General features: G+C 59.8%; 14 protein-coding genes and 1 pseudogene. 12 read left to right on the top strand and 3 right to left on the bottom strand.

From position 1 onward, the window contains the following. Window positions 1-28: 28 nt before the first annotated feature. Genes LT40_RS15475 through LT40_RS15455 form a run of 5 tightly spaced genes read left to right on the top strand, consistent with a single transcriptional unit; the run spans window position 29 to window position 5,097 of the window. Window positions 29-481, top strand: a complete 453-nt coding sequence (locus LT40_RS15475) for a MarR family winged helix-turn-helix transcriptional regulator (protein ID WP_043193740.1) — start codon at window positions 29-31, stop codon at window positions 479-481. Further along, window positions 478-2,568, top strand: coding sequence for an FUSC family protein (locus tag LT40_RS15470; RefSeq protein ID WP_043191854.1), 2,091 nt, complete (start codon window positions 478-480; stop codon window positions 2,566-2,568). The genes LT40_RS15475 and LT40_RS15470 overlap by 4 nt, the downstream gene beginning before the upstream one ends. After that, window positions 2,565-2,774 carry a DUF1656 domain-containing protein gene (locus LT40_RS15465; protein ID WP_043191852.1) on the top strand — a complete coding sequence of 70 codons (210 nt, stop codon included), beginning with the start codon at window positions 2,565-2,567 and terminating at the stop codon, window positions 2,772-2,774. The genes LT40_RS15470 and LT40_RS15465 overlap by 4 nt, the downstream gene beginning before the upstream one ends. Further along, complete coding sequence (locus LT40_RS15460) at window positions 2,771-3,661, top strand: efflux RND transporter periplasmic adaptor subunit (RefSeq protein WP_043191850.1); 891 nt, start codon at window positions 2,771-2,773, stop codon at window positions 3,659-3,661. The genes LT40_RS15465 and LT40_RS15460 overlap by 4 nt, the downstream gene beginning before the upstream one ends. Continuing rightward, window positions 3,658-5,097, top strand: a complete 1,440-nt coding sequence (locus LT40_RS15455) for an efflux transporter outer membrane subunit (RefSeq protein WP_043191847.1) — start codon at window positions 3,658-3,660, stop codon at window positions 5,095-5,097. The genes LT40_RS15460 and LT40_RS15455 overlap by 4 nt, the downstream gene beginning before the upstream one ends. A 3-nt stretch (window positions 5,098-5,100) precedes the next feature. Here LT40_RS15455 and LT40_RS15450 read toward each other — a convergent pair whose 3' ends face one another. From LT40_RS15450 to LT40_RS15440, 3 genes are all read right to left on the bottom strand, one after another. Continuing rightward, window positions 5,101-6,096 carry a zinc-binding alcohol dehydrogenase family protein gene (locus tag LT40_RS15450; protein ID WP_043191845.1) on the bottom strand — a complete coding sequence of 332 codons (996 nt, stop codon included), beginning with the start codon at window positions 6,094-6,096 and terminating at the stop codon, window positions 5,101-5,103. Between the two features lie 76 nt (window positions 6,097-6,172). Next, window positions 6,173-7,060, bottom strand: a complete 888-nt coding sequence (locus LT40_RS15445) for a bestrophin family protein (RefSeq protein WP_043191843.1) — start codon at window positions 7,058-7,060, stop codon at window positions 6,173-6,175. Between the two features lie 118 nt (window positions 7,061-7,178). Further along, window positions 7,179-7,808 (bottom strand): LysE family translocator, encoded by a 630-nt coding sequence (locus LT40_RS15440; RefSeq protein ID WP_043191840.1) that lies wholly within the window; start codon window positions 7,806-7,808, stop codon window positions 7,179-7,181. 630 nt (window positions 7,809-8,438) lie between these two features. Between LT40_RS15440 and LT40_RS15435 the strand changes: the two are divergent. The 7 genes and pseudogenes from LT40_RS15435 to LT40_RS22165 all read left to right on the top strand — a co-directional run bounded on the left by LT40_RS15435 (window position 8,439) and on the right by LT40_RS22165 (window position 20,983). Further along, a pseudogene (locus tag LT40_RS15435) lies at window positions 8,439-10,149 on the top strand (ShlB/FhaC/HecB family hemolysin secretion/activation protein). Window positions 10,150-10,174: 25 nt separating this feature from the next. Further along, window positions 10,175-18,904, top strand: a complete 8,730-nt coding sequence (locus LT40_RS15430; RefSeq protein ID WP_052393448.1) for a two-partner secretion domain-containing protein — start codon at window positions 10,175-10,177, stop codon at window positions 18,902-18,904. Beyond that, the gene (locus LT40_RS21350; RefSeq protein ID WP_084139896.1) at window positions 18,904-19,428 is read left to right on the top strand and encodes a hypothetical protein; all 525 of its coding nucleotides are present in this window, start codon (window positions 18,904-18,906) and stop codon (window positions 19,426-19,428) included. Before LT40_RS15430 ends, LT40_RS21350 begins: the two co-directional genes overlap by 1 nt. A 183-nt stretch (window positions 19,429-19,611) precedes the next feature. After that, entirely contained in the window at window positions 19,612-20,022 is a 411-nt protein-coding gene (locus LT40_RS21615) for a hypothetical protein (RefSeq protein WP_148308568.1), read from the top strand. After that, window positions 20,010-20,237 carry a guanyl-specific ribonuclease gene (locus tag LT40_RS22105; RefSeq protein WP_158497448.1) on the top strand — a complete coding sequence of 76 codons (228 nt, stop codon included), beginning with the start codon at window positions 20,010-20,012 and terminating at the stop codon, window positions 20,235-20,237. Before LT40_RS21615 ends, LT40_RS22105 begins: the two co-directional genes overlap by 13 nt. Before the next feature lie 12 nt (window positions 20,238-20,249). Beyond that, window positions 20,250-20,624 carry a barstar family protein gene (locus tag LT40_RS15420; protein WP_043191835.1) on the top strand — a complete coding sequence of 125 codons (375 nt, stop codon included), beginning with the start codon at window positions 20,250-20,252 and terminating at the stop codon, window positions 20,622-20,624. A gap of 47 nt (window positions 20,625-20,671) precedes the next feature. Next, complete coding sequence (locus tag LT40_RS22165) at window positions 20,672-20,983, top strand: MafI2 family immunity protein (RefSeq protein ID WP_084139823.1); 312 nt, start codon at window positions 20,672-20,674, stop codon at window positions 20,981-20,983. Window positions 20,984-21,936 lie beyond the last annotated feature (953 nt).

The raw sequence follows: 21,936 nt of genomic DNA, 5'->3' as shown, positions 1-21,936 counted from the left end.
GCAAACTATGAATATTCGCACCTTCCCGATGAACATCGACAAGCTCCAGCTGAACATCAGCAGCGGCATGGTGGTTGCCTCGCGCCACTGGCGGCGCATCTGTCAGGCCACCTTGGCCAACTATGGCGTGTCCGAAGCCTGTGCCGTGCCCCTGTTGCTGATCGTGCGCCTGGGCGACGGCGTACGGCAGGTCACGGTGGCCCAGGCGGCCGGTCTGGAAAGCCCATCGCTGGTCCGCCTGCTCGACCAACTGTGCAGCGCCGGTTTCGTGGTGCGAAGCGAAGACCCCACCGACCGTCGCGCCAAGGCCTTGAGCCTGACCCCCAGCGGCCGCACTTTGGCCGAGTCCATCGAGGGTGAATTGGTGCGCCTGCGTCGCGAAGTGCTCAAGGACATCGCTCCGGCGGACCTGGAAGCGGCATTGCGCGTGGTACGGGCATTCGAGGAAGCGGGACAGGGCGCGCCGGGTGATTACCCGTGAAAGGCTTTTTCAGCGATGTGCCCCCAGCCCGGGACTGGTTCTACGGCGTACGCACCTTCGCCGCCTCGATGATCGCCTTGTACATCGCCATGATCCTGCAGATGCCGCGTCCGTACTGGGCGATGGCGACCGTCTACATCGTCTCCAGCCCGTTCGTTGGCCCGACCAGTTCCAAGGCGGTGTACCGCGCGGTGGGGACGTTCACCGGTGCCGCTGCGGCCGTGCTGTTCGTGCCGCTGTTCGTGCAGACGCCATTTCTGTTGGCTACTGTGATTGCCCTGTGGACCGGCACGTTGCTGTACCTGTCGTTGCACCTGCGTACCGCCAACAGCTACGCCTTCATGCTGTCGGGCTACACTTTGCCGCTGATCGCCCTGCCGGTGGTGGACAACCCTACGGCGGTGTTCGACATCGCCAGCTCGCGCTTCCAGGAGATCTGCCTGGGCATCGTCTGCGCCGCGGTGGTGGGCGCGATGTTCTGGCCGCGCCGGCTTACTCCGGTGTTCGTCGGCGCTGCCGGCAAATGGTTCGAGGACGCGGCCGGCTACAGCGACCGCTTCATGGCGCGGGACGTCAAAGGCGACGTAGTCGGCCCCTTGCGTTCGGCCATGGTCGGCACCTTCAACTCGCTGGAAATGATGATCGGCCAGCTTCCCCACGAAGGGGCGCGACCACAGCTGGTGCGCAATGCCAGGGAACTGCGCGGGCGCATGATCCATCTGCTGCCGGTTATCGATGCCCTGGACGATGCCCTGTTCGCCATCGAGCGCCGTACCCCCGAACTGGTGGCGCGTCTGGCGCCGGTCATGGCATCGGCCCGGCAATGGCTCAAGGACAGCGTGGACGATCCCGATCAGGCCCGCTGGCAAGCGCTGCGCGATGAGCTGTACGCCCTGCGGCCAAGCCCCGAGCAATTGGACGACCGCCGCGAGTTGCTGTTCTCCAACGCAGTGTACCGGCTGGGCGAATGGGTCGACCTGTGGCAGGACCTGCGCAGCCTGGAACTGGCGATCAAGACCGACAGCCGCCTGCCGTGGCGAGCGGTCTACCGGCACTGGCGGTTGGGTCGGCTCAAGCCGTTCCTGGACCGCGGCTTGATGTTGTATTCGGTGTTCTCCACGGTCACTGCGATCATCGTTGCCTCGGTGCTGTGGATTTTGCTGGGCTGGACCGATGGCGCCAGCGCCGTGATCCTGGCCGCCGTGGCGTGCAGCTTCTTCGCCGCCATGGACGACCCGGCACCGCAGATCTATCGGTTCTTCTTCTGGACCGTCATGTCAGTGGTGTTCGCTAGCCTCTACCTGTTTCTGGTGCTACCCAACCTGCACGACTTTCCGATGCTGGTGCTGGCCTTCTCGGTGCCCTTCATCGTCGTCGGTACCTTGACCGTGCAGCCGCGGTTTTTCCTCGGCACCTTGTTGACCATCGTCAACACCTCGTCCTTCATCAGCATCCAAGGCGCCTACGACGCGGACTTCATGAATTTCGCCAACAGCAACCTGGCCGGTCCGGTGGGCCTGTTGTTCGCCTTCGTCTGGACGCTGGTGGTGCGGCCCTTCGGCGTGGAGCTGGCGGCCAAGCGCCTGACCCGGTTCAGCTGGCGCGACGTGGTGCATATCACCCGCCCGGCGAGCCTGGCCGAACAACGCGCGATGGGCGTGCAGATGCTCGACCGGCTGATGCAGCACCTGCCACGCCTGAACATGACCGGGCAGGACACCAGCGCGGCACTGCGCGATGTCCGCGTGGCGCTGAACCTGCTCGACATGCAGGCCTACAGCCCGCGTGTGCCACTCGCCGTGCAGCCGTTGCTGCGCCAGGTGATCGGTGAAGTGGGGCAGTATTTCCAAGCCTGTCGCCAGGCCAGTGAACGCCTGCCTGCGCCCATGGGTCTGCTCATGACCATGGACCGCGCGCGCCGTGGCTTGACCGTGCAGGCCATGGCCGAGGCCGAAGAAGCCCGCGAGCATCTGCTGCATGCCTTGAGCGGCCTGCGCCTGGCATTGCTGCCGGGTGCTGAAGTGGTCACCGAAGCGGGCGAGGCCGCCGAACAACTGCCGCATGGCATCGATGGAGCACCGCTGTGATTGGCGAACTGGATATCAGCGGGATCTTCCTGCCCACCGTCCTGGTGATGATGGTGTTCACCTACGGCCTGTTTCTGTTGCTGCATGGCGTGCTCAACCGCCTGCATTTCTACCGCCTGGTCTGGCACCGGGCTCTTTTCAACGTCGCTCTCTACGCTGTGCTGCTCGGCGCGGTGGACGCCATCTGTCGAAGCCTGATGCTATGAAAAAACCGATCCTCACCTTTGGCCGCCTGGTCTTGACCCTGCTGTTCGTGTGCCTGGCGGCGTTCATCGTCTGGCGCATGGTGATGTACTACATGTATGCGCCCTGGACCCGTGACGGCCATGTCCGCGCCGACATCATCCAGATTGCGCCGGATGTGTCCGGCCTGATCGAGCACGTCAACGTGCACGACAACCAGCCGATCAAGGCCGGAGACGTGCTGTTCACCATCGATCAGGATCGCTTCCGCCTGGCCCTGCGTCAGGCCCAGGCGAGCATGGCCGAGCGCAAGGAAACCCTGGCCCAGTCCGAGCGCGAACTGCGGCGCAACCGTGGCCTGGGCAACCTGGTCGCCCGCGAGCAGCTCGAAGAGAGCCAGTCGCGGCAATTGCGTGCCCTGGCTGCGTTGTCCGAAGCCCAGGTCGCCGTGGATGCCGCGCAACTGAACCTCGATCGCTCGGTGATCCGCAGCCCGGTGGACGGTTTCATCAACGACCGCGCGCCACGCCCGCGCGAGTTCGTCACCGCAGGCCGCGCCGTGCTGGCCGTGGTGGATGGCACCTCGTTCCATATCGATGGCTATTTCGAGGAAACCAAACTGGGCGTGATTCACGTCGGCCAGGCCGTGGACATTCGCATGATGGGCGACAACACGCGTCTGCAGGGCCGGGTGCAGAGCATCTCGGCCGGCATCGAAGACCGCGATCGCAGCAGTGGCAGCAACCTGCTGCCCAACGTCAACCCGGCCTTCAGCTGGGTGCGCCTGGCGCAGCGGATTCCCGTGCGCATTGCCTTCGAAAATCTGCCCGAAGGCTATCGCCTGATCGCCGGCCGCACGGCCACGGTGTCGATCATCGAAGACGGTGTGGTAGCGGGAGCGGCGCAATGAGCAAGGCCCTGCGTCTTTCCGGCCTCGCGGCGGCGCTGCTGTTGTCGGCCTGCCAGATGGTCGGGCCCGATTACCATACCCCTCAGGAAGCGGCGCTCAATCGAGCCGACTTGCAGGGCTCGCTCGCCGAAGGCGACAGTAACGTGGTCTCGGCGCCGGTCCCGCAGGATTGGTGGAAGCTGTACCACGATCCGCGCCTGGATGCGTTGGTGCGCCAGGCCATGGCGTCGAACACCGACCTGCGCGTGGCCGCGGCCAATATCGCTCGCTCCCGCGCGCAGATCGAGCAGGCCCAGGCCGAAGGCGGGTTCGATTTCAACGCCAAGGCCGAGGCGCAGCGTTTGCAGGAGTCAGGCGAAGCCTTCCTGATGACCGAGAAACTGCCTGTGGATAACCTGGGCAGCGCTTCGCTCAATTTGTCCTACCAATTCGATTTATGGGGCACGCTCAAGCGCGGCATCGAAGCGGCGCGTGCCAGTGCCGACGCCACCCAGGCCGCCGCCGACACCGCACGCATCACCGTGGTCGCCGATGTGGTGCGCGCCTATACCCAAGTGTGCGCGGCCAACGAGGAATACGAGATTGCCCGGCATTCACTCGAACTGCAGCAGGAAGGCGTGCAACTGACCCAGCGCCTGCGCGATGCCGGCCGTGGCGACGAAACCCAGGTCACGCGTTCCGAAACTCAGTACAAGTCCCTAGGCGCGGAGTTGCCGCGTTACCAGGCCTCGCGCCAGGCTGGCTTGTATAAATTATCGATGCTGCTGGCCACGCCGGTCGCACAGCTGCCTGCCGACGTGGCCAACTGCGCCGAGCTGCCGCGTATCAATCAATTGATGCCAGTGGGCGATGGCGCCGCGCTGCTCAAGCGTCGTCCCGACATTCGCCAGGCCGAACGCCGTTTGGCGGCGGCCACCGCCAATATCGGCGTGGCCACGGGTCAGCTGTACCCGGACATCAGCATCGGCGCCACGGTCGGCACGGTGGGTATTCTCGACGACCTCGGGCATCCGGCTACCAATCGCTGGGGCATCGGCCCGCTGATCAACTGGAACGTGCCCACCAATGGCGCGCGGGCGCGGATTCGCGAGACCGAAGCCTCGACCCAGGCCGCGTTGGCCAATTTCGATGGTGTGGTGCTCAATGCCATCCGCGAGACCCAGACGGGTCTGGCGCAATACGCCGCCTTGCTGCAGCGCCGTGATGCCCTGGCCGATGCCGAGCAATCGGCGCAGCAGGCGGCCGACCAGACCCATCAGTTCTTCCGTGCCGGGCGTGCATCGTTCCTGGCGGACTTGCAGGCGACGCGCACCTACACCGATGTGCGCGGACAACTGGCGGCAGCCAACACTCAGGTGGCCATGGAGCAGATCAACCTGTTCCTGGCCCTGGGTGGCGGTTGGGAAAGCGCCCGGCAGGTACCGAGCGCACGCTGAGGCTTAGAAGCCTTCCAGGACGATCTTGCCCTTGGCCGTGCCGCTTTCGATCAGCTCGTGGGCGCGGATCAGATTGGCGGCGTTGATCACCCCGTAGTGCTCGCCCAGGGTGGTGCGCAACACGCCGCTGTCGATCAGTTCGGCCACGCGTTCGAGCAGTTCGTGCTGCTTGATCATGTCCGGAGTCTGGAACAGCGAGCGGGTGAACATCAGCTCCCAGTGCAGCGACAGGGCCTTGCGCTTCATCGGCATCACGTCGAGGGTCTTCGGGTCGTCGATCAAGGCCAGTTGGCCCTGAGGGCGCAGGGCCTCGATCAGTTGCTCGAAGTGCGTGTCGGTGTGGGTCAGGCTGGCCACGTGGTCGATCTGGCCGACACCGATGGCTTCCAGCTGCGCCACCAGCGGCTGGCTGTGATCGATCACATGGTGAGCGCCCAGGTCGGTCACCCACTGACGTGTTTCATCTCGCGACGCCGTGCCGATCACGGTCAGCTTGGTCAGCTTGCGCGCCAATTGCGTGAGGATCGAGCCAACGCCACCCGCCGCGCCGATGATCAGCAGGCTCTGGCCTTCGCCACCGCCTTCGGGCACGCCCAGGCGGTCGAACAGCAATTCCCAAGCAGTGATCGAGGTCAGCGGCAGGGCGGCGGCATGGGCGTTGTCCAGGCTTTGCGGCTTGTGCCCGACGATCCGCTCGTCCACCAGGTGCAGTTCGCTGTTGCTGCCGGGGCGGTCGATGGCGCCGGCGTAGAACACGCTGTCGCCGACCTTGAACAGGCTGACCTGATCGCCCACCTGTTGGACTGTGCCGACCGCATCCCAGCCCAGTACCCGCGGCTCGGTGACGGCGGCGCCTTTGCGCACCTTGGTATCCACCGGATTGACCGAAACGGCCTGGACCTGCACCAGCAGATCACGCGGGCCCGGTGTGGGCGCAGGCAGTTGCATATCGGTGAGCACGGACGCCGTGCCGTTCTGGGTGTAAGCGATGGCTTTCATGAGGGGTTTCCAAGTGAGTTGTGAAATCGACGCGCTCGGGTTGCGAAGCGCTCGACGGTCACCGATGTTCGTCAGACTACGCGGAACGCATTTCCTGCGTGTCGCGCTGCATCGACTGCAGGTTGCGTTCGATGTTCTCACACAGCGAGTCCATCTGGATCTGATGTTCACTGACCTTGAACGGGCTCTGCAAGTCGGTGCCGATGCGCTCGATGGCCAACAGCATGAAACCGACCACGGTAGAGGCCAGCGGCGTGAACCATTCCAGGGAATCCACCAGGCCGATCGGTACGATCAGGCAGAACACGGTGATGAACAATCGAGGGAAGTAGACATAGGGGTAGGGCAGTGGCGTGTTGGCAATACGCTCCATGCCACCTTGGCAGTTGGAAATGTCCACCATGGTCGATTCCAGGCGTGCCAAGCGAATGCTGTCCAGGCGACCGGCCTTGTATTCGCGGGTGATCAACGCTGCAGAACCGGTCAACAGGTCGTTGGAAAAGTTGTTGGTGCTGTCGCGTCGCTCGAACTCCTCGGCACTGATGAACGCCGCGACTTCGGGTGGGCAGGGTATGTGCCGCACGTGTGCCGCCAGGCAGTTCACATAGGCCACGTGACGCCGCAGCAAGGTGGCCTTGACCGGGTTTACGTCATCACCTTCGTCGTCGATCAGGGTCAGCACCTGGCGCGCATAGCTGCGCGACGCATTGACCAGCAATCCCCACAGCGTCCGTGCTTCCCACCAGCGGTTGTACGCGCTGCTGTTGCGGAAGCTGATCAATACGATCAGCGCCGAGCCCAACAGGGTCAACGGCATGATCGGCAGGCTCAGCTTGGTATTGAGGAACAGCATGAAGTCGACGGTGACCGCGATATCCCACAGCAGCAGCCAGAACAACGACCAGCCGACATAGCCCATGGTCTTGATCATCAAACGGTATTTCTTGGCGATGGCTTCTTTCACAGGCGGACCTCAAGCGATGGGCGTGCCTAGGTCGGACGCCGGTCTGGCAACAAGGTTCGTTGTGCGCTAACGAATGCACGTTACCAGTTGCTACAGGCCAATGCTGGCACTTCAGGCTTCAGGCATGCCCGCGACGGGCAAACAGCAGGCCAACGCCTGCCAAGCCTAGCAACCCCCCACAGGCCCGGTTGAAGCGGCGCTTGGCCTGCACCGTATTCAGCCAGCGTTTGAGGTTTACGCCCAGGTACGCATACAGAGCTACGGCGACCCATTCCAAAACCAGAAACAGCGCGCCGAGCACCGCAAACTGGGCGCCTACGGGTTGTTGCGGATCGACGAACTGCGGCAGGAACGCGGTGAATATCAGGATCGCCTTGGGGTTACCCGCGGCGATCAGGAACTCGCGGCGCAGCATCCGCCACAGGTCGGTACCACCGGCCGTGGAGTCCCCTGCCATGTCGACGGGCTCGCCGGTCCACAGGCTCCACGCCAGCCACAGCAGGTAGAGCGCGCCCACCGTCTTGATGGCCAGAAACAACCATTCGGATGCGAACAACACCGCCGCCAGCCCCATGGCCGCCAGTGCAATCATCACACTGAATGCCACCAGCCGCCCGAACCCGGCCAGGCACGCGGCCCTGTAGCCTTGATGGGCGGCGTTGTTGATGGACAACAGGTTGTTGGGGCCTGGAGCCATGTTCAGGGCGAAGCAGGCGGGGATGAAAAGGAGGAGGGTAGTGAGGTCCATTTTTCTGCGTCTCTTTCGCGAGAGGGAACCGAGGTACTCGAAGATCATCTGGAGAATGTAGAGAAACCCTTGCCAAGCCGCAACGTTGATACCTGAAGCGTCGCTTCACATCGGTCCGGATCAGCTAGGAAGGTGAACGCAACAATGCGTCGACGAGCCGAAGTTCTCATTGTGATTTGGCTGGCTGCATGCTTAACACCACTTGTTAAAATTCATTATTATAAAATTTGGACTTGTTTAGGAAATTTCGGCCCTGTACTTGTCGAGGTTGCAAAGATCGGCCAACTCTATTGCATCGGTCAGAACTATAAAACGCTGTCTATAAGACTTTGCCTACGAATGGGTAGGGAAATGTTCAAGCCTTGAATCACCGGCAGTCGAACGGGCTAAGTGCACTAAATTGAGCTAAGTTACTGATTTAAATAGTAAGTAGATAATATTGGCCCTGAGCGTGCTGCTAGCTAACTATCTAGAAAATCATAGCGATAAATCAAGTTGTGTCTAAAAGTCTCAAAGAGTCCACGTGCTGTCGAAAATGGACACATTTGATCTTTGACGTGAATTTGATGGCTAAATATCATCCCGCCGCATTGAGCAGATACAAAACCGCTCCGGTATCAGGGATTGAATATGTGGGTAATAGCAGCGCGCTATATAAATTGGTACTCCGTAGCCTGCATTTTCTTTGTAACTCAGGCCTTCGCTGCTGCCACTACCCCGGGCGAGCAGGACTTCATTCGCGACCGTCAAGATCGCCTATTACAGGAGCAGCGGCAGCGGCTCGAGGAGCTCAAGAAGCTTCCCGGCGAGCAGGCCCGCCCTTCTGCGCCTGCAGCCATGGAGGACGCCCGCTGCTTCACTATCCAGCGTATCGACATCCAGGGCGCCGACACCCTCGGCCCCGCTCAAAGAACTGAGCTCGTGCAGCCCTACCTGGGCCAATGCCTGGGTGTTAAGCAACTCAACGAGTTGCTAGGGGGGCGTCACCGATCGCTATCTGCAACTGGGCCTGGTCACCAGTCGTGCCTACCTGCCGCAACAGGACCTGTCGACCGGCATCCTCACGCTTCAAGTGGTTGAAGGCCGCCTGGAAGGCATTCGACCTGCCGATGACAGCGGGTTATCGCCACGGGAAGTGAACATGGCTTTTCCGGGCCATGTAGGCGAGCTGCTCAATTTGCGCGAAGTCGAGCAATTGGTCGACCAGCTCAATCGCCTGCCGTCCAACGGTGCGCAAATGGAGCTGGCGCCTGGCGAGGCGGTGGGGGGCAGTACCGTGCTGGTCAGGAATGCTGCACAAAAGCCTTGGCGTGCTTCGCTGTCGCGCAATAACGATGGCCAGCGCAGCACCGGTCAGCAGCAGTGGGGGGCAGGTCTTGATTGGGACAGCCCCTTGGGTCTGGCCGATCAGCTGGTATTGCGCGGCAGCCATGATGCCGTCAGTGACCATCACCGCAGCTCCAAAAGCACCACGGCGTACTACAACGTGCCCTGGGGCTGGTGGAACTTCAATTATGCCTATAGCCAGAGTGAGTACGGTTCGCAGGCGTACGGCAACGGTTTTGCCTTCAAGCAAACTGGCGATAGCCAGAACCATCAGTTTCGTGCCGAGCGCGTGATACATCGCGACTCGGTCAGCAAAACGTCGATCAACGGCGGCCTGGCCTACCTGCGCGGCAACAACTACTTGGACGGCAACCGCCTGGAAGTCAGCAGCAACCGCATCAGTGAAGCCCAGTTTGGCGTCAACCATGGCCGTCGTATCGGCAATGCGTTCGTCAACCTCGATCTGGGCATGCAGCAAGGCATCGGCGCTTTCGATGCGCAGAGTCGCAAGGTCGAACAGCACGGCGACCCCAACGACCGCTATCGCAAATACACCGCCACCGTGAGTTACCTGCAGGGTTTCAACCTGTGGGGCGAAACGTTCAGCTTCACCAGCCTGGCCACCGAGCAGCGCAGTGGAGATGTGTTGTTCAGCCCGCAACGCATGAGCTTGAGCGGACAGTCGTCGATGCGCGGCATCAAGGACCAGAACCTGTCCGGCGACAGCGGCGGTTATTGGCGCAGTGACCTGCGCTGGACGCGTCCGGTCAATCTCGGCTGGTTGCGCTCGGTCTTCTATGAATACGGCATCGGCCTGGGATACGACCAAGGCGTGATCCGGGGTGATCGCTACAACGGCGACCAGCATGGTCGCGTGTCCAGTAACTCAGTCGAGCTGTTCGCTCGCGGTCAGCATTTCGCGACGTCGGTGACTTTCGCTCATTCGCTGGAACGCCCCGACGCGCTGAGCGATCGCGAAACCCCGATCTACTTTCGCCTCGACCTCTTTCTCTGATTTCACGTTTCAGTAGGTAATCGACATGGACGTTCGCCAGTTCGCTTTTCTGGCCCGACAAACTTCGGCCCGGATTCAGCCCCGTGAGCAATTCTGCGGCCTGCCCAAGCGCGCGCTGGCGTTGCTGCTGGCCAACGTCATGTTCTGGCAACCGCTGTGGGCGCAAGCCGAAGGCATCGTGGTCAGTGGTCCAGGCACCAGCCTGCAACAGGCCGGCAACGGTGTGCCGATCGTCAACATTGCTACCCCCAATGCGACCGGTCTGTCCCACAACCAGTACAAGGATTACAACGTCGGCAGCCAGGGCGTGATCCTCAATAACGCCACCAGCCGCACCCAAAGCACTCAGCTGGGTGGCCTCATCGTTGGCAACCCCAATCTGGCGGGCTCCGCGGCCAACGTCATTCTCAACGAAGTCACCGGCGGCAACCCCAGCCAGCTGCGTGGCTATACCGAAGTCGCCGGGCAGTCGGCCAAGGTCATTGTCGCCAACCCCTATGGCATGACCTGCAACGGCTGCGGCTTCATCAACACCCCGCAGGTGACCTTGACCACCGGCAAGCCGATCGTCGAGAACGGCCGGGTGCAGCGCTATCAGGTCGATGGCGGCGCGATCTCCATCGACGGCCAGGGCCTGAACGCCAGCAATGTCGATGGTTTCGAGATCATCACCCGCTCGGCCCAGATCAACGCACAGATCAACGCGCGCAATCTCGCCATCGTGGCGGGACGCAGCGATGTCGACGCCGCGACCCTGCAGGCCACCGCCCGTGCCGACGACGGCTCGGCCAAGCCGCAACTGGCCATCGACAGTTCCGCGCTGGGCGGCATGTATGCCGGTGCGATCAAGCTGGTGGGCACCGAAGCCGGCGTCGGGGTGAAGCTGGCCGGTTATCTGGCGGCCAGCGCCGGTGACATCCAGCTCGACGCCAACGGTCACCTGAGCCTGGCCCAAGCGGCGGCCAGCGGCGCCGTGAACCTCACGGCGCACGACCTCGACGCCCAAGGCCCAGTCCATGCAGGCAGCCAGTTGCGGGTGCAGACCCGTGGCAACCTGACCGTCGCCAACAACCTGACCGCCCGCGACAGCATCACCCTGAGCAGCGGCGGGCAGTTGACCAACAGCGGCATCATCGAAGCAGGGGTCAATGGCGACAAAAGCCGCAACGCTCACGGTGACGTACGCCTCGAGGCGCAAGCGTTCAGCAACCGCAACAGCGTGGTCGCCAGCCGTAACCTGAAAGTCGTGGGCAAAGATGCCATCGATAACCGCAACGGCACCCTGAGCGGTGCCAACCTTGAGGCCCGCGCGGACCATCTGGACAACCGCAGCGGCCAGATCAGGGCCATAGAGAGCGCCACTGTCACCGCCAAAGATCTCGACAACCGTCAGGGCCGCATCACCAGCCAGAACCAGCTGAGCGTTAACGCCGTGAACGGCGACAACCGCACCGGCACCCTGCGCGGCGACCGCAGCCTGCAACTGGCCGTCGACCACCTGGATAACCGTGACAAGGGTGCGCTGCAAGGTCAGGCGGCTGTGCAGCTGACCGGTAAGACCCTGAACAACCAGGGCGGCGAACTAACGAGCCTGCAAGCCATCACCCTGGATTTGTCGGGCGTACTTGATAACCAGCGAGGCCTGATCAACGCCACGCGGTTGAGCTTCAAAAACCTGACCGAAGTGAACAACCAAGGCGGTGAAATCTCCAGCAGCCAGGCCTTCACCCTCAAAGCCCGCAGCCTGGACAACAGAGCGGGCAAGCTGCTCAGCAACCAGACCCTGACCCTGCACATCGAGCGGGCCCTGGCCAACCTCAAAGGCCAGATTGCCGCCGCCGCGCTCAGCGTGCAGGCCGGTAGCCTGGACAACAGCGAAGGCGTGCTCACCAGCCGCAGCGATCTGAACCTGACCAGCCAGGGCAGCCTGCTCAACCGCAACAATGGCCTGATCAACGCGACAAACGTGCTGGACATCCACAGCGCCGACCTCGACAACCAGGGCGGCCAGTTGCTTGGCAACCGCGCTGTGCGTCTGGATCTCAACGGCGGCACGCTGCACAACAGCGCTGGCTTGATCAACGGCGAAGGCCCTCTGACCTTCAATCGCATCGGCGCCGTCGACAATCGCAACGGCGAAATTTCCAGCAATCAGAGCTACACCCTGACCAGTGCCCAGCTCGACAACCGTGCTGGCAAAGTCATCAGCAGCGGCCAGCTGTCCGTCATCAGCGGCGCCATCATCAACCGCAATGGCCTGCTGTCCGGTTGGCAGGGTGTGAACCTGCAGGGCAGCAGCCTGGACAACCGCGACAACGGCACCGTTTCCAGCCGCGACGGCAACCTGGCAGTCAACCTGAGCGGGGCGCTGCTCAACAGCAAGGCCGGTGCGCTGGCCAGTGCCGGACGTCTGAACATCGACAGCGCCCGCCTGGACAACAGCCAAGGCGGCATTCTAAGCAGCGGCGCCGGGCAAAGCCTGACCGTGCAAGACACGCTCGACAACAGCGAAGGCAGTCTGATTGACAGCGGCGCAGAACTGACCGTTCGAGCCACAGACCTGAGCAACCGCGCCGGGACCGTCAACAGCCAGCAGGACCTGAGCTTTACCGGTACGCAACTGGACAATACCAGTGGTCAATGGGCCAGCATCGGCAGCATCACGCTCGACTTGCTGGGGACCCTGATCAACGCTCAAGGCAAATTCGCCAGCGGTGGCCCTCTGCGCATTCAGCGCGCTGCGCACATCGACAACCAAGGTGGGCAACTGGTCAGCAAAAGTCTGCTGAGCCTGCTCACCGGCAGCCTGGACAACCGCAACCGTGGCACGCTGGCGGCGCTCGATCAACTGACCGTGGAGGCCAGCGGTACCGTACAGAACGGCGCCGACGGTTTGATCTACAGCCAGAATGGCGCCGTCAGCCTCAGCGCCGCTGAGCTGGAAAACGGCGGGGGTGCCGTACAGAGCCAGACCGGCCTGACGCTGCACACCCGTGGCGCGATCGACAACGCCAACGGTCGCCTCATCGCCCAGAACGGCGACCTGGTACTGAACGCCGGGAGCCTGGACAACCGTGGCGGCATCCTTTCCAGCCTGCGCGGCGCTCTTGAGGCGCGCATGGCCGGTAGCCTGCTCAACGCTCAAGGCACCCTGCAAGGCCAACGCCTGACCTTGTTAGCCCTGGCCGGCCTCGACAACCAGAATGGCCGCATCGCCGCGCAGAGTGGCGACGCCAGCATCACCACCGCTGACTTCAACAACAGCGCAGGCGGCCTGTATGCAAAAGGTCTGATCGACGTCAACGCCGACACCCTCACCAACGCCGGCCAGATTGCCGGCGGCCGTGTGCGTTTTGCCCTGGGCGGTACGCTGATCAACCGCTCCGGCATCATCGAAAGCGACTCCTTCTTCGACATCACCGCGGCCAACCTCGATAACCAGGGCGGCACCCTGCGCGCACTCGGCACGGACGGCGCCTCGGTGTATCACGTAGGCGGTGTGCTGGATAACCAGGGTGGCGTGATCGAGATTGCGAACGCCGATCTGACGGTCGACGCAGGCAGCTTCCGCAATACCAACGGCTCTCTGCTGCACGTAGGCCTGGGTGAATTCAATATCTCCAGCGCCAACGTCACCGCCGCTGGTGGCAGCCTAGTTACCCGTGGTGGCCTGACCCTCAATGCCGACAGCTGGACCAACAGCGGCGTGCTGCAAGCCGGGCGCCTGACCCTCAAGGTCGGCAACTTTCACCAGACCGCCAGCGGCCAGTTGCTCGCTTCACAGAGCCTGCGCGGTGAAGGCGTCAACTGGAGCAACGACGGCAAGCTGGCCAGTGACGGTGACCTCTGGCTTGGGCTCAGCGGTACCTATTCGGGCAATGGCCGCGTCACCAGCCTGGGCAGCCTGCAGATCGACGCCGCCCAACTGCAACTCGCGACACCGGCCAGCATCACCTCCGGCGCTGGCTTGAAGCTGGGCGTTGGCGGCGCCTTGCTCAATCGGGGCCGCATCACTTCTGTGGATGACGCCGGGATCACGGCCGGCAACATCGACAACTACGGCACCCTCGGCAGCGCCCAATCCCTAACGCTCAAGACCGGCGCCTTGCTCAACGAGCGAGGACTGCTCTTCAGCGGCGGTGACATGGGCTTGCAGGTCGACACCTTCACCAACCGCTACGCCGACGTCTACAGCCTGGCCAATCTGCGCATCGATCGCGACGGCAATGGCGGCCACGCCAGCCTGATTCGCAACAGCTCCTCGACGCTGCAAAGCGACGGCAGCATGAGCTTGGCTGCCAGCACCATCGAAAACGTGCGCGAAGTGCTCACCGTCAATGACGCCGGCATCTACACCGGCAAGATCTATCAGGTGGCCTGTATCGAGGGCGTCAACGCCGGCGACTGTTCGGGCAAACGCAATTTCGTCTTCGAAGTCCTGGAACGCCAAAAGCTGGAAGTCACCCAAGCGAGCCAGGCATCGAGCATCACCGCAGGCGGCAACCTGAGTTTCAACGGCGGCGACCTGCTCAACCAGAGCAGCACCATTGTCACGGGCGGCAACCTGAACGCCTCGGTCACCAACCTGTTCAACCTCGGCATCGAAACGGGTGATACCGAATACGTGCGGACCTTCCGCACCAACCGCCAGCGAGGTGCAGGCGGGCTGTTGACGGAAGCCAATGCCTTCAACACGCAGTATTGGCTTGAAGGTGACCAGTACGATGCCAATAACGTGAGCGGTCTGGAAGCGGGTATCAGCCACTTCCTCGCCTATATGGAGACCGAGCTCCCGGACTTCGCCCGTGTGACACAACTGGCGACCGGCGATCAACGCTACGCGGCGGTCATTCAGGCGGTTGGCGACGTCAGCATCACTACCCAGAACAACTTCGACAACAGCGTGGTACGCAACGACTACCACTACGTCAGCAGCGGCACCCGCACCGACACCGGTGCGTCAGGCAGCGATTTCAGTACCCGAGTCAGTCTCGACGCGCAGCTGCCTCCCGATCTCGCTCAGCAACAGATCAACCCGCTGTCTCTGCCAGGCTTCAGTCTGCCCAGTGGAGAACATGGCCTGTTCCGTCTCAGTGACCTAGCCGCCACGGATACCGCCGCCAAACAGGCCGATGCCGCCCCGCACAGCTGGACCATTGGCAGCGCGAGCATCGATGCGGCCCAGCGCACCCAGACCGCCGACACCAGCGAGGGCCGTATCGTTCAGGTGGAGGGTCAAGTCGCCTCTCATAAGGCAACGGACGGTCACGTACCCGGCTCCATCAACCGCGTCCAAGGCCTGCCCGAAACCCAGAGCACCTCACCGGCGCACAAATACCTGATCGAAACCAACCCGGCACTCACCGACCTCAAGCAATTCCTGAGCTCAGACTACCTGCTGGCGGGTCTGGGCTATAACCCGGACGAAAGCGCCAAGCGCCTGGGCGACGGCTTGTACGAACAGAAGCTGATCCAGCAGGCGCTGGTTGCCCGTACCGGCCAACGCTTCATCGACGGCCAGCACTCCGACGAAGCGCTGTTCAAGTACTTGATGAACAACGCCATCGCCAGCAAGCAGCAACTGGGCCTGTCGGTCGGTACCACGTTGACCTCGGCGCAAGTCGCAGCACTGACCCACGACATCGTCTGGCTGGAAGAGTACAAGGTCAACGGCCAAAACGTGCTGGTGCCCGTGCTGTACCTGGCCCAGGCCAACAACCGCCTCGGCCCTGACGGCGCGTTGATCGCCGGTCGCGACGTCAACCTGGTTTCCGGTAACGACCTCACCAACGCAGGCACCCTGAAAGCCAGCAACAACCTCAGCGCCAGCGCTGGCAACAACCTGGTCAACAGCGGCCTGGTACAGGCCGGCGGCCGACTTGATCTGTTGACGAGCAACACCCTCGTCAACAAGGCCGGTGGCGTGATCACCGGTCGCGACGTGAGCCTGACCGCCGTCAACGGCGACGTGATCAACGAGCGCACGGTGACCAGCCATCAAAGCAGTAGCGGCTACCGCAGCGAACGCAGGGACTTCGCGGACACGGCCGCTCGGATCGAGGCGGCTAATGATCTGAGCGTGTGGGCGGGGCGGGATGTCAATAATGTGGGTGGGGTGTTGCAAGCTGGCAACGACCTGACACTGGCCGCCGGTCGAGATATCAACATCACTTCAGCCGAGCAGGTTGAAAGCAATGACCGCGGCCGCAAAGCCAACAGCAGTTCCGTTACCCAGCACGGCTCCAGCCTCGCCGCAGGCCGGGACGTCATCGCCACCGCCGGTCGTGACCTGACGGCCATTGCCAGCGACATCGACGCCAAACGCAACATCGCCATGGCAGCCGTCGATGATCTCACGCTGAGTTCTGCGGCAGACGAACAGCACACCTATTCCAAAACCAAAAAGGTCACCGCACGGGAAGATCACGTCAGCCAGATCGGCACTTCGCTCGATGCAGGCGGCGACATCGCCCTGACGGCGGGCAAGGACATGGCCCTGGTCTCCAGCCGTATCACGGCAGGCGACGAAGCCTACCTGTACGCCGGTGAAAAACTGGAACTGCTGGCCGCTCAAGACAGCGATTATTCCCTTTACGACAAAAAGAAAAAGGGCAGCCTGGGCAGCAAACAGACCCAGCGCGACGAGACGACCACCGTTACCAACGTGGGCACCGAAATCAAGACCGGTGGCAACCTCACCCTGGAAAGCGGCGGCGATCAAAAGTATCAGGTCGCCAAACTGGAAAGCGGCAAGGACCTGACCCTGGACAGCGGCGGCGCCGTTGATTTTGAAGGTGTGAAGGATCTCAAGCAGGAGAGCCACGAGAAGAGCAGCAGTGATCTTGCCTGGACGTCCATGGAGGGCAAGGGCAGGACTGATGAGACGGTGCGGCAGAGTGAGTTGGTTGCGCAAGGTGCGTTGGTTATCAGGGCGGCCGAAGGCCTGAACATCGATATCAAGCATATCGATCAGAGCACCGTCAGCCAGACCATCGACACCATGGTCCAGGTCGACCCTCAATTGGCATGGTTGAAAGAGGCAGAAGCACGCGGGGATGTGAACTGGCAGCAGATCAAGGAAGTGCACGAGTCGTTCAAGTATGGGCACTCGGGACTGGGCCAAGGGGCGATGTTGGCCATCGTGATCATCGTGTCGGTTCTCACCGCAGGCGCTGCCAGCGGCGCCGCTGCCTCAGCCGGCACCGCATTGGGCGCTTCTTCCACCGGCACCATGGCCGCAGCCACTGCTACCGCTTCTGCAGGGCTGGGCAATATGGCAGCGACTGCCGCGCTTACATCCATGGCAAGTACAGCAACCGTCAGCGCCATCAACAACAAAGGCAAAGTCAGCGATACGCTCAGCGATACCTTCAACAGTAACAGCCTTAAAGGGTATGCACTCGCTGCTACCAGCGCTGGCATTGCAGGTCAGCTGGGCTACGACCCTACGCGACTCGGATTCGACACAGACAGTGCCGGTCTGGTCGCTGCCAAAGCCGGCGCCGACTCGCTGGCCAAGACAGCCATCACCGGCGGCAGCCTCAGCGACAACTTTGCAAGCAGCATGGTCAGCGCACTGATCACTGCTGCGGGTGCCCAAGGTGCAAACGCGCTGGGCAACTCTGCGATGGTTGAAGGAAGCCCCAGCAAGGTCGCGGCGCACGCACTGTTGGGCGGCATGAAGGCATTGGCCATGGGCGAGGACTTCAAGACCGGTGCCCTGGCCGGTGGCGCGAATGAAGCCATGGTCAGCTACCTGGCGGACCTGGTCATGCCAGAAGGCTATGAGCCCGGCAAAGGGGGCGCCGAACAGGCCAAGGCCAATCTGCTGGCCATGTCGAATGTGGTAGGCCTGCTGTCCAGCGTGGTGACGGGCGGCGATCCTGAGATTGCCGCCAACATCGCAGCCACAGCCACGCAATACAACCACCTGAGCCACAGCGACCTCACGCGCGCAGCCAAAGAGCTCAACGCCTGCGCCGCTAAAGACGGTGGTTGCTCAGAGGATGTTCTTCAAAAGTTCGTCAGGCTGAGCCGTGATCAGGAAATTGCAGCCTTCCAGTCTTGCGCTGCCAACCCTGACTTCTGTGCCACCACATCGTCGATGGTAGCCAATGCTCAGGCCAGAGCAGAGCAGCTCAAAGACCTCGCAGCAACGGCTGTGGCCCCCAATGCTCAGCACGTCTTTGCGCTGCTGCTGGCTGAGAACCATGAAGTTCAAAACGCCCTGGCACAGGTCACGGCGGGCGCCAAGGTCGACTCGGTTGTGCAGGAGCTGCAAAACCGGCTAGGGTTCAGCGACGCCCGGAAGGAGACGATTCGCGACGCTATGGTGGCGGCTGCGTCGATGGCGGTTGGTGGGAAGGCGGGTAGGGGGAGTGCGGGTGGGGCGAAAGGAACCACTAACGCTCCAAATACACCCAGGTTCACTACGGACTCTGCCGGTAATACTATTGATTTAGATTATACCAAGGGACTCAGGGAAACGAATGTGACGTTCACGGGAACGCGTGGTGGTGTTCAGTATCCGTTGCAAGGGCAAACTCCAGATTCTTATGCAAATCTTGGAAATGGGCATGTTGTTATCTACGGTCCTGAGGGGCGTGCACTATATGATGTGTCTAGCTCTCGGATTAAGGTGGTCGAATGGAACCAAGCTCCGAATGGAACATATTTCCCCAAGAAGGGAAGTGATACAAAAGTTTTTGAGGGGAATGTTCCTCAGTCGGTTCTTGATAGCTTGGGGTTGAAATGATGAAAATTTATCAGGGAAATATTTCTAAAGAGTCGTTGAGTCTGTTTGTTTCAGATATTGGCTCCGGGGAGTTTTTTTCATATGTAGGGAACTTGGTTTCATTAGAACAGGCAATTTCTGTTCTGGGTTTGCTCTCTCCTGATTTTATTGAGGTCAATGGTCACATTTTCTGGCTGCCTAACGCTCAGCAATACGATCCGCAAAAATTTCATTTGAACGGGCTGGTTGAGACCGAATCTAGTGTGTTGGAACAAAATACATCGCGTAGAGACGTTGAACGATACAGAAATATTTTTTCAATAAATCAGTTCTTTTCAAAGTGGGAGGATGCACCGAGTCGACCCGTATTTAAAGTGGGCCTGTCGGAAGAAGATTATCGTCTTTGTCATTTATTTGCCGAACAGGTCACTAGATATTGGAGGCGCGCGTTATCCGATGCCTTTCCAGAGAAGGTATTTCAGTTTGAAATTGCTGACGATCTTCTCGATGAATATGGTGTCTGTCTGACATTCTGGCAGTCGTAGTTTAAAGAGCGCATAGGATGTGTCCGCGCTATTAAAGCCACTGCCAGAGGCTAAATAATAATCATGCGTTTAGATATAGTTGAGGAAAGCCTTGTAGAAAAAATTAGGGTAGTTAGTTAGGAACAACGAAGACATGTTGTAAAAATGGCTTGCAAAATTGCCTTACAGGCCTGCCGAGTAGAAGTGTCTATCGTTGCCGAGTCTCTTAGGTATCTACAATCTGGTAACAAACCCACGACTGATCAGGTTTCTGGGCTAGATACTTTAACTGCACGGTTAGATGAGAAGTATTTTGACTTGCAAGACAGCCTGGACGAAGGGCAAAGCTTAAATGGAGAAGGCCTTCAGCTGTTTAGCCAAGCTCGGGCTGTATTGGCGCTGTCCTTAGCTGGTGGAGAGGATTCGCTTATGGCAGCGACCGCAGCAATATATGATGCATCATCAGCCGTTGATGATGGAACTAGTATTTTTAAAGCAGTACTTTCGGTGCAAATGATACCACTCGATTCATCGATAGCATCAAGGTTGTTGATCAAAAAACTGGTCAGGTCCTCCAAGGCACAGTCGATCTTGGCGCAACCTTGGATCGGATAAAGTCAGATGAATCTTTCCCTGATCGAAACAACAGCTCTATATTCCAGAATCGCGCATCGGATCTGCCGCAGAAACCAGCCGGTTACTACACTGAATACGTCCATCCTACGCCCGGTATTGCAGGGCCAGGACCTCAGCGAATCGTCGTAGGAAAAGGCGGCGAAATGTATTACACAGCCGACCACTACAAAACCTTCATCCCGATAAAAAATTGAGGCCTGTCGAAAATGTTGCCATTCAAGTTTGTGGACATCCCGCCTTCATATGACGCGGCCGAGGTTTTTTATGTGCAGATTGACCCGTCCATTGGGATTGCAGAGGAATTGATAAGAGCGCTGTATTACCTACTGTGGTTGCCGGGGTGTTTTGGATTTAATTGGGATGCCTTATATGATTGCTTAAGAGATCTTAGCTGGATTCCATGCCGCAAAATCGTCCTTGTACATGTGACTCTTCCAGAATTGCCAAGAGAGGATCTACAGGTATACCTTGAGATTTTACGTGACGCGGTGTTTGATTGGGTTGGTGACGAAGGGCACGAGATAGAAGTAGTCTTCAGAGAAATTGATAGGCTTACGGTCGAGGATCTGCTAGAAAAATAGCTTAAGCCGCTGGTGTCAACAAATCCAACAACGGTCGGAGTGAAACCATGAAGTCTGTCCCGGATTGGTTAGTCTTGTGTGTTTGGCGTGCTCTGATTGGCGAGATATATCCAGCAATCAGAGCAGTTGCGACTTCGCTTTCAGATAATGGAAAATTGTGTATCATATACTATCTCGACAGACCGCCTACGGAGTTTGACTGGGAAAGTTTGGAGGTTGTTGCGACAAATATCTCAGCTTCGATTGATCGAGAAAAAATTTCGCATGTGGATTTGGATTGTAAATTCTTACTTGGATCAATAGGGCGTCTTGATTGCCTCGATGGCTTCATCTATTGTCGGCGAGAATATGACTTTTAGGTGAAAAGAAGCACAAGTTTAGGAGGCTTATCAGAGAAATACCACATTGCGTGCTTTAAGATCCACAGGGCGTTCAGCACGTCTCTGCGCTTCTGCTGGCCAAGAACAATGAATTTCAAAACGCTTTGGCACAGGTCACTGCGGGCGCTAAGGTCGATTCGGTTTTGCAGGAGCTGCAAAACCGGCTAGGGTTCAGCGCCGCCCGGAAGGAGGCGATTCGCGACGCTATGTTGGCGGCTGCGTCGATGAGGGTTGGGGGGAAGGCGGGTAGGGGGAGTGCGGGTGGGGCGAAGGGAACTGAACTATCGTCTTTGGCTAACAAGCCATTAGGATTAGGTTCGACAGGCAGATCTGTACCTGCCAATTTGAATGAAAAACTCGCATTGTAACAAGCTATTTCAAATCCCGCAGTTGGTCGGAAGCTACCTGTCCCTATGACAGACTCCCGATGGCCGGCTGCAGAAGGTTGGGTGAAATCAGCTCAAAACATAAACAGTATTGAAATTCACTACGTCCGAAATTCTATTGCTGGTGCCATCGATGATTTCAAATTTAAGTGAGTAAATATGATAGCTTTATGTACATCTATCCTTGGTGCGGCTATACCTTCATCCAAGCGTTATTTGGGGGAGATGGATCAGACTAATTACTCTCCGCTAGCGAGTGGTGAACGTTATACTATATACGGCTTGTTATTTATCTCTGATCGGGTGGATTTTTTAGTTAGGGCTCCTGATGACTTACCTTTCTGGGTTCCGAGCTACCTTTTCGATTTGGTCGATTCTAGTGCTCCAACAGGGTGGGAGTTTTGTATTACACAGTCGAAGCCCGACTATAAGGTGCTATTTGATACGTTTGGAATCAACTATATTTTTGGATATTCATTGCTTGTCAATGAATATCAGCATTACGTAGGGATCGTTGAACGCGAGCCAGGGGAAGTACAGCGATTC

This window comes from Pseudomonas rhizosphaerae (assembly GCF_000761155.1).
Classification (GTDB): Bacteria; Pseudomonadota; Gammaproteobacteria; order Pseudomonadales; family Pseudomonadaceae; genus Aquipseudomonas; species Aquipseudomonas rhizosphaerae.
Note: the sequence above shows the minus strand (reverse complement) of the source record. Positions and strands in the feature narration are given on the sequence as shown.

Excerpts from the sequence above, each read along its gene's own strand:
- LT40_RS15420 (WP_043191835.1), top strand. The coding sequence starts at position 20,250 with ATGTTGCCATTCAAGTTTGTGGACATCCCGCCTTCATATGACGCGGCC.
- LT40_RS15440 (WP_043191840.1), bottom strand. The coding sequence starts at position 7,808 with ATGGACCTCACTACCCTCCTCCTTTTCATCCCCGCCTGCTTCGCCCTG.
- LT40_RS15475 (WP_043193740.1), top strand. The coding sequence starts at position 29 with ATGAACATCGACAAGCTCCAGCTGAACATCAGCAGCGGCATGGTGGTT.
- LT40_RS15455 (WP_043191847.1), top strand. The coding sequence starts at position 3,658 with ATGAGCAAGGCCCTGCGTCTTTCCGGCCTCGCGGCGGCGCTGCTGTTG.
- LT40_RS22165 (WP_084139823.1), top strand. The coding sequence starts at position 20,672 with ATGAAGTCTGTCCCGGATTGGTTAGTCTTGTGTGTTTGGCGTGCTCTG.
- LT40_RS15460 (WP_043191850.1), top strand. The coding sequence starts at position 2,771 with ATGAAAAAACCGATCCTCACCTTTGGCCGCCTGGTCTTGACCCTGCTG.
- LT40_RS15450 (WP_043191845.1), bottom strand. The coding sequence starts at position 6,096 with ATGAAAGCCATCGCTTACACCCAGAACGGCACGGCGTCCGTGCTCACC.
- LT40_RS15430 (WP_052393448.1), top strand. The coding sequence starts at position 10,175 with ATGGACGTTCGCCAGTTCGCTTTTCTGGCCCGACAAACTTCGGCCCGG.
- LT40_RS21350 (WP_084139896.1), top strand. The coding sequence starts at position 18,904 with ATGAAAATTTATCAGGGAAATATTTCTAAAGAGTCGTTGAGTCTGTTT.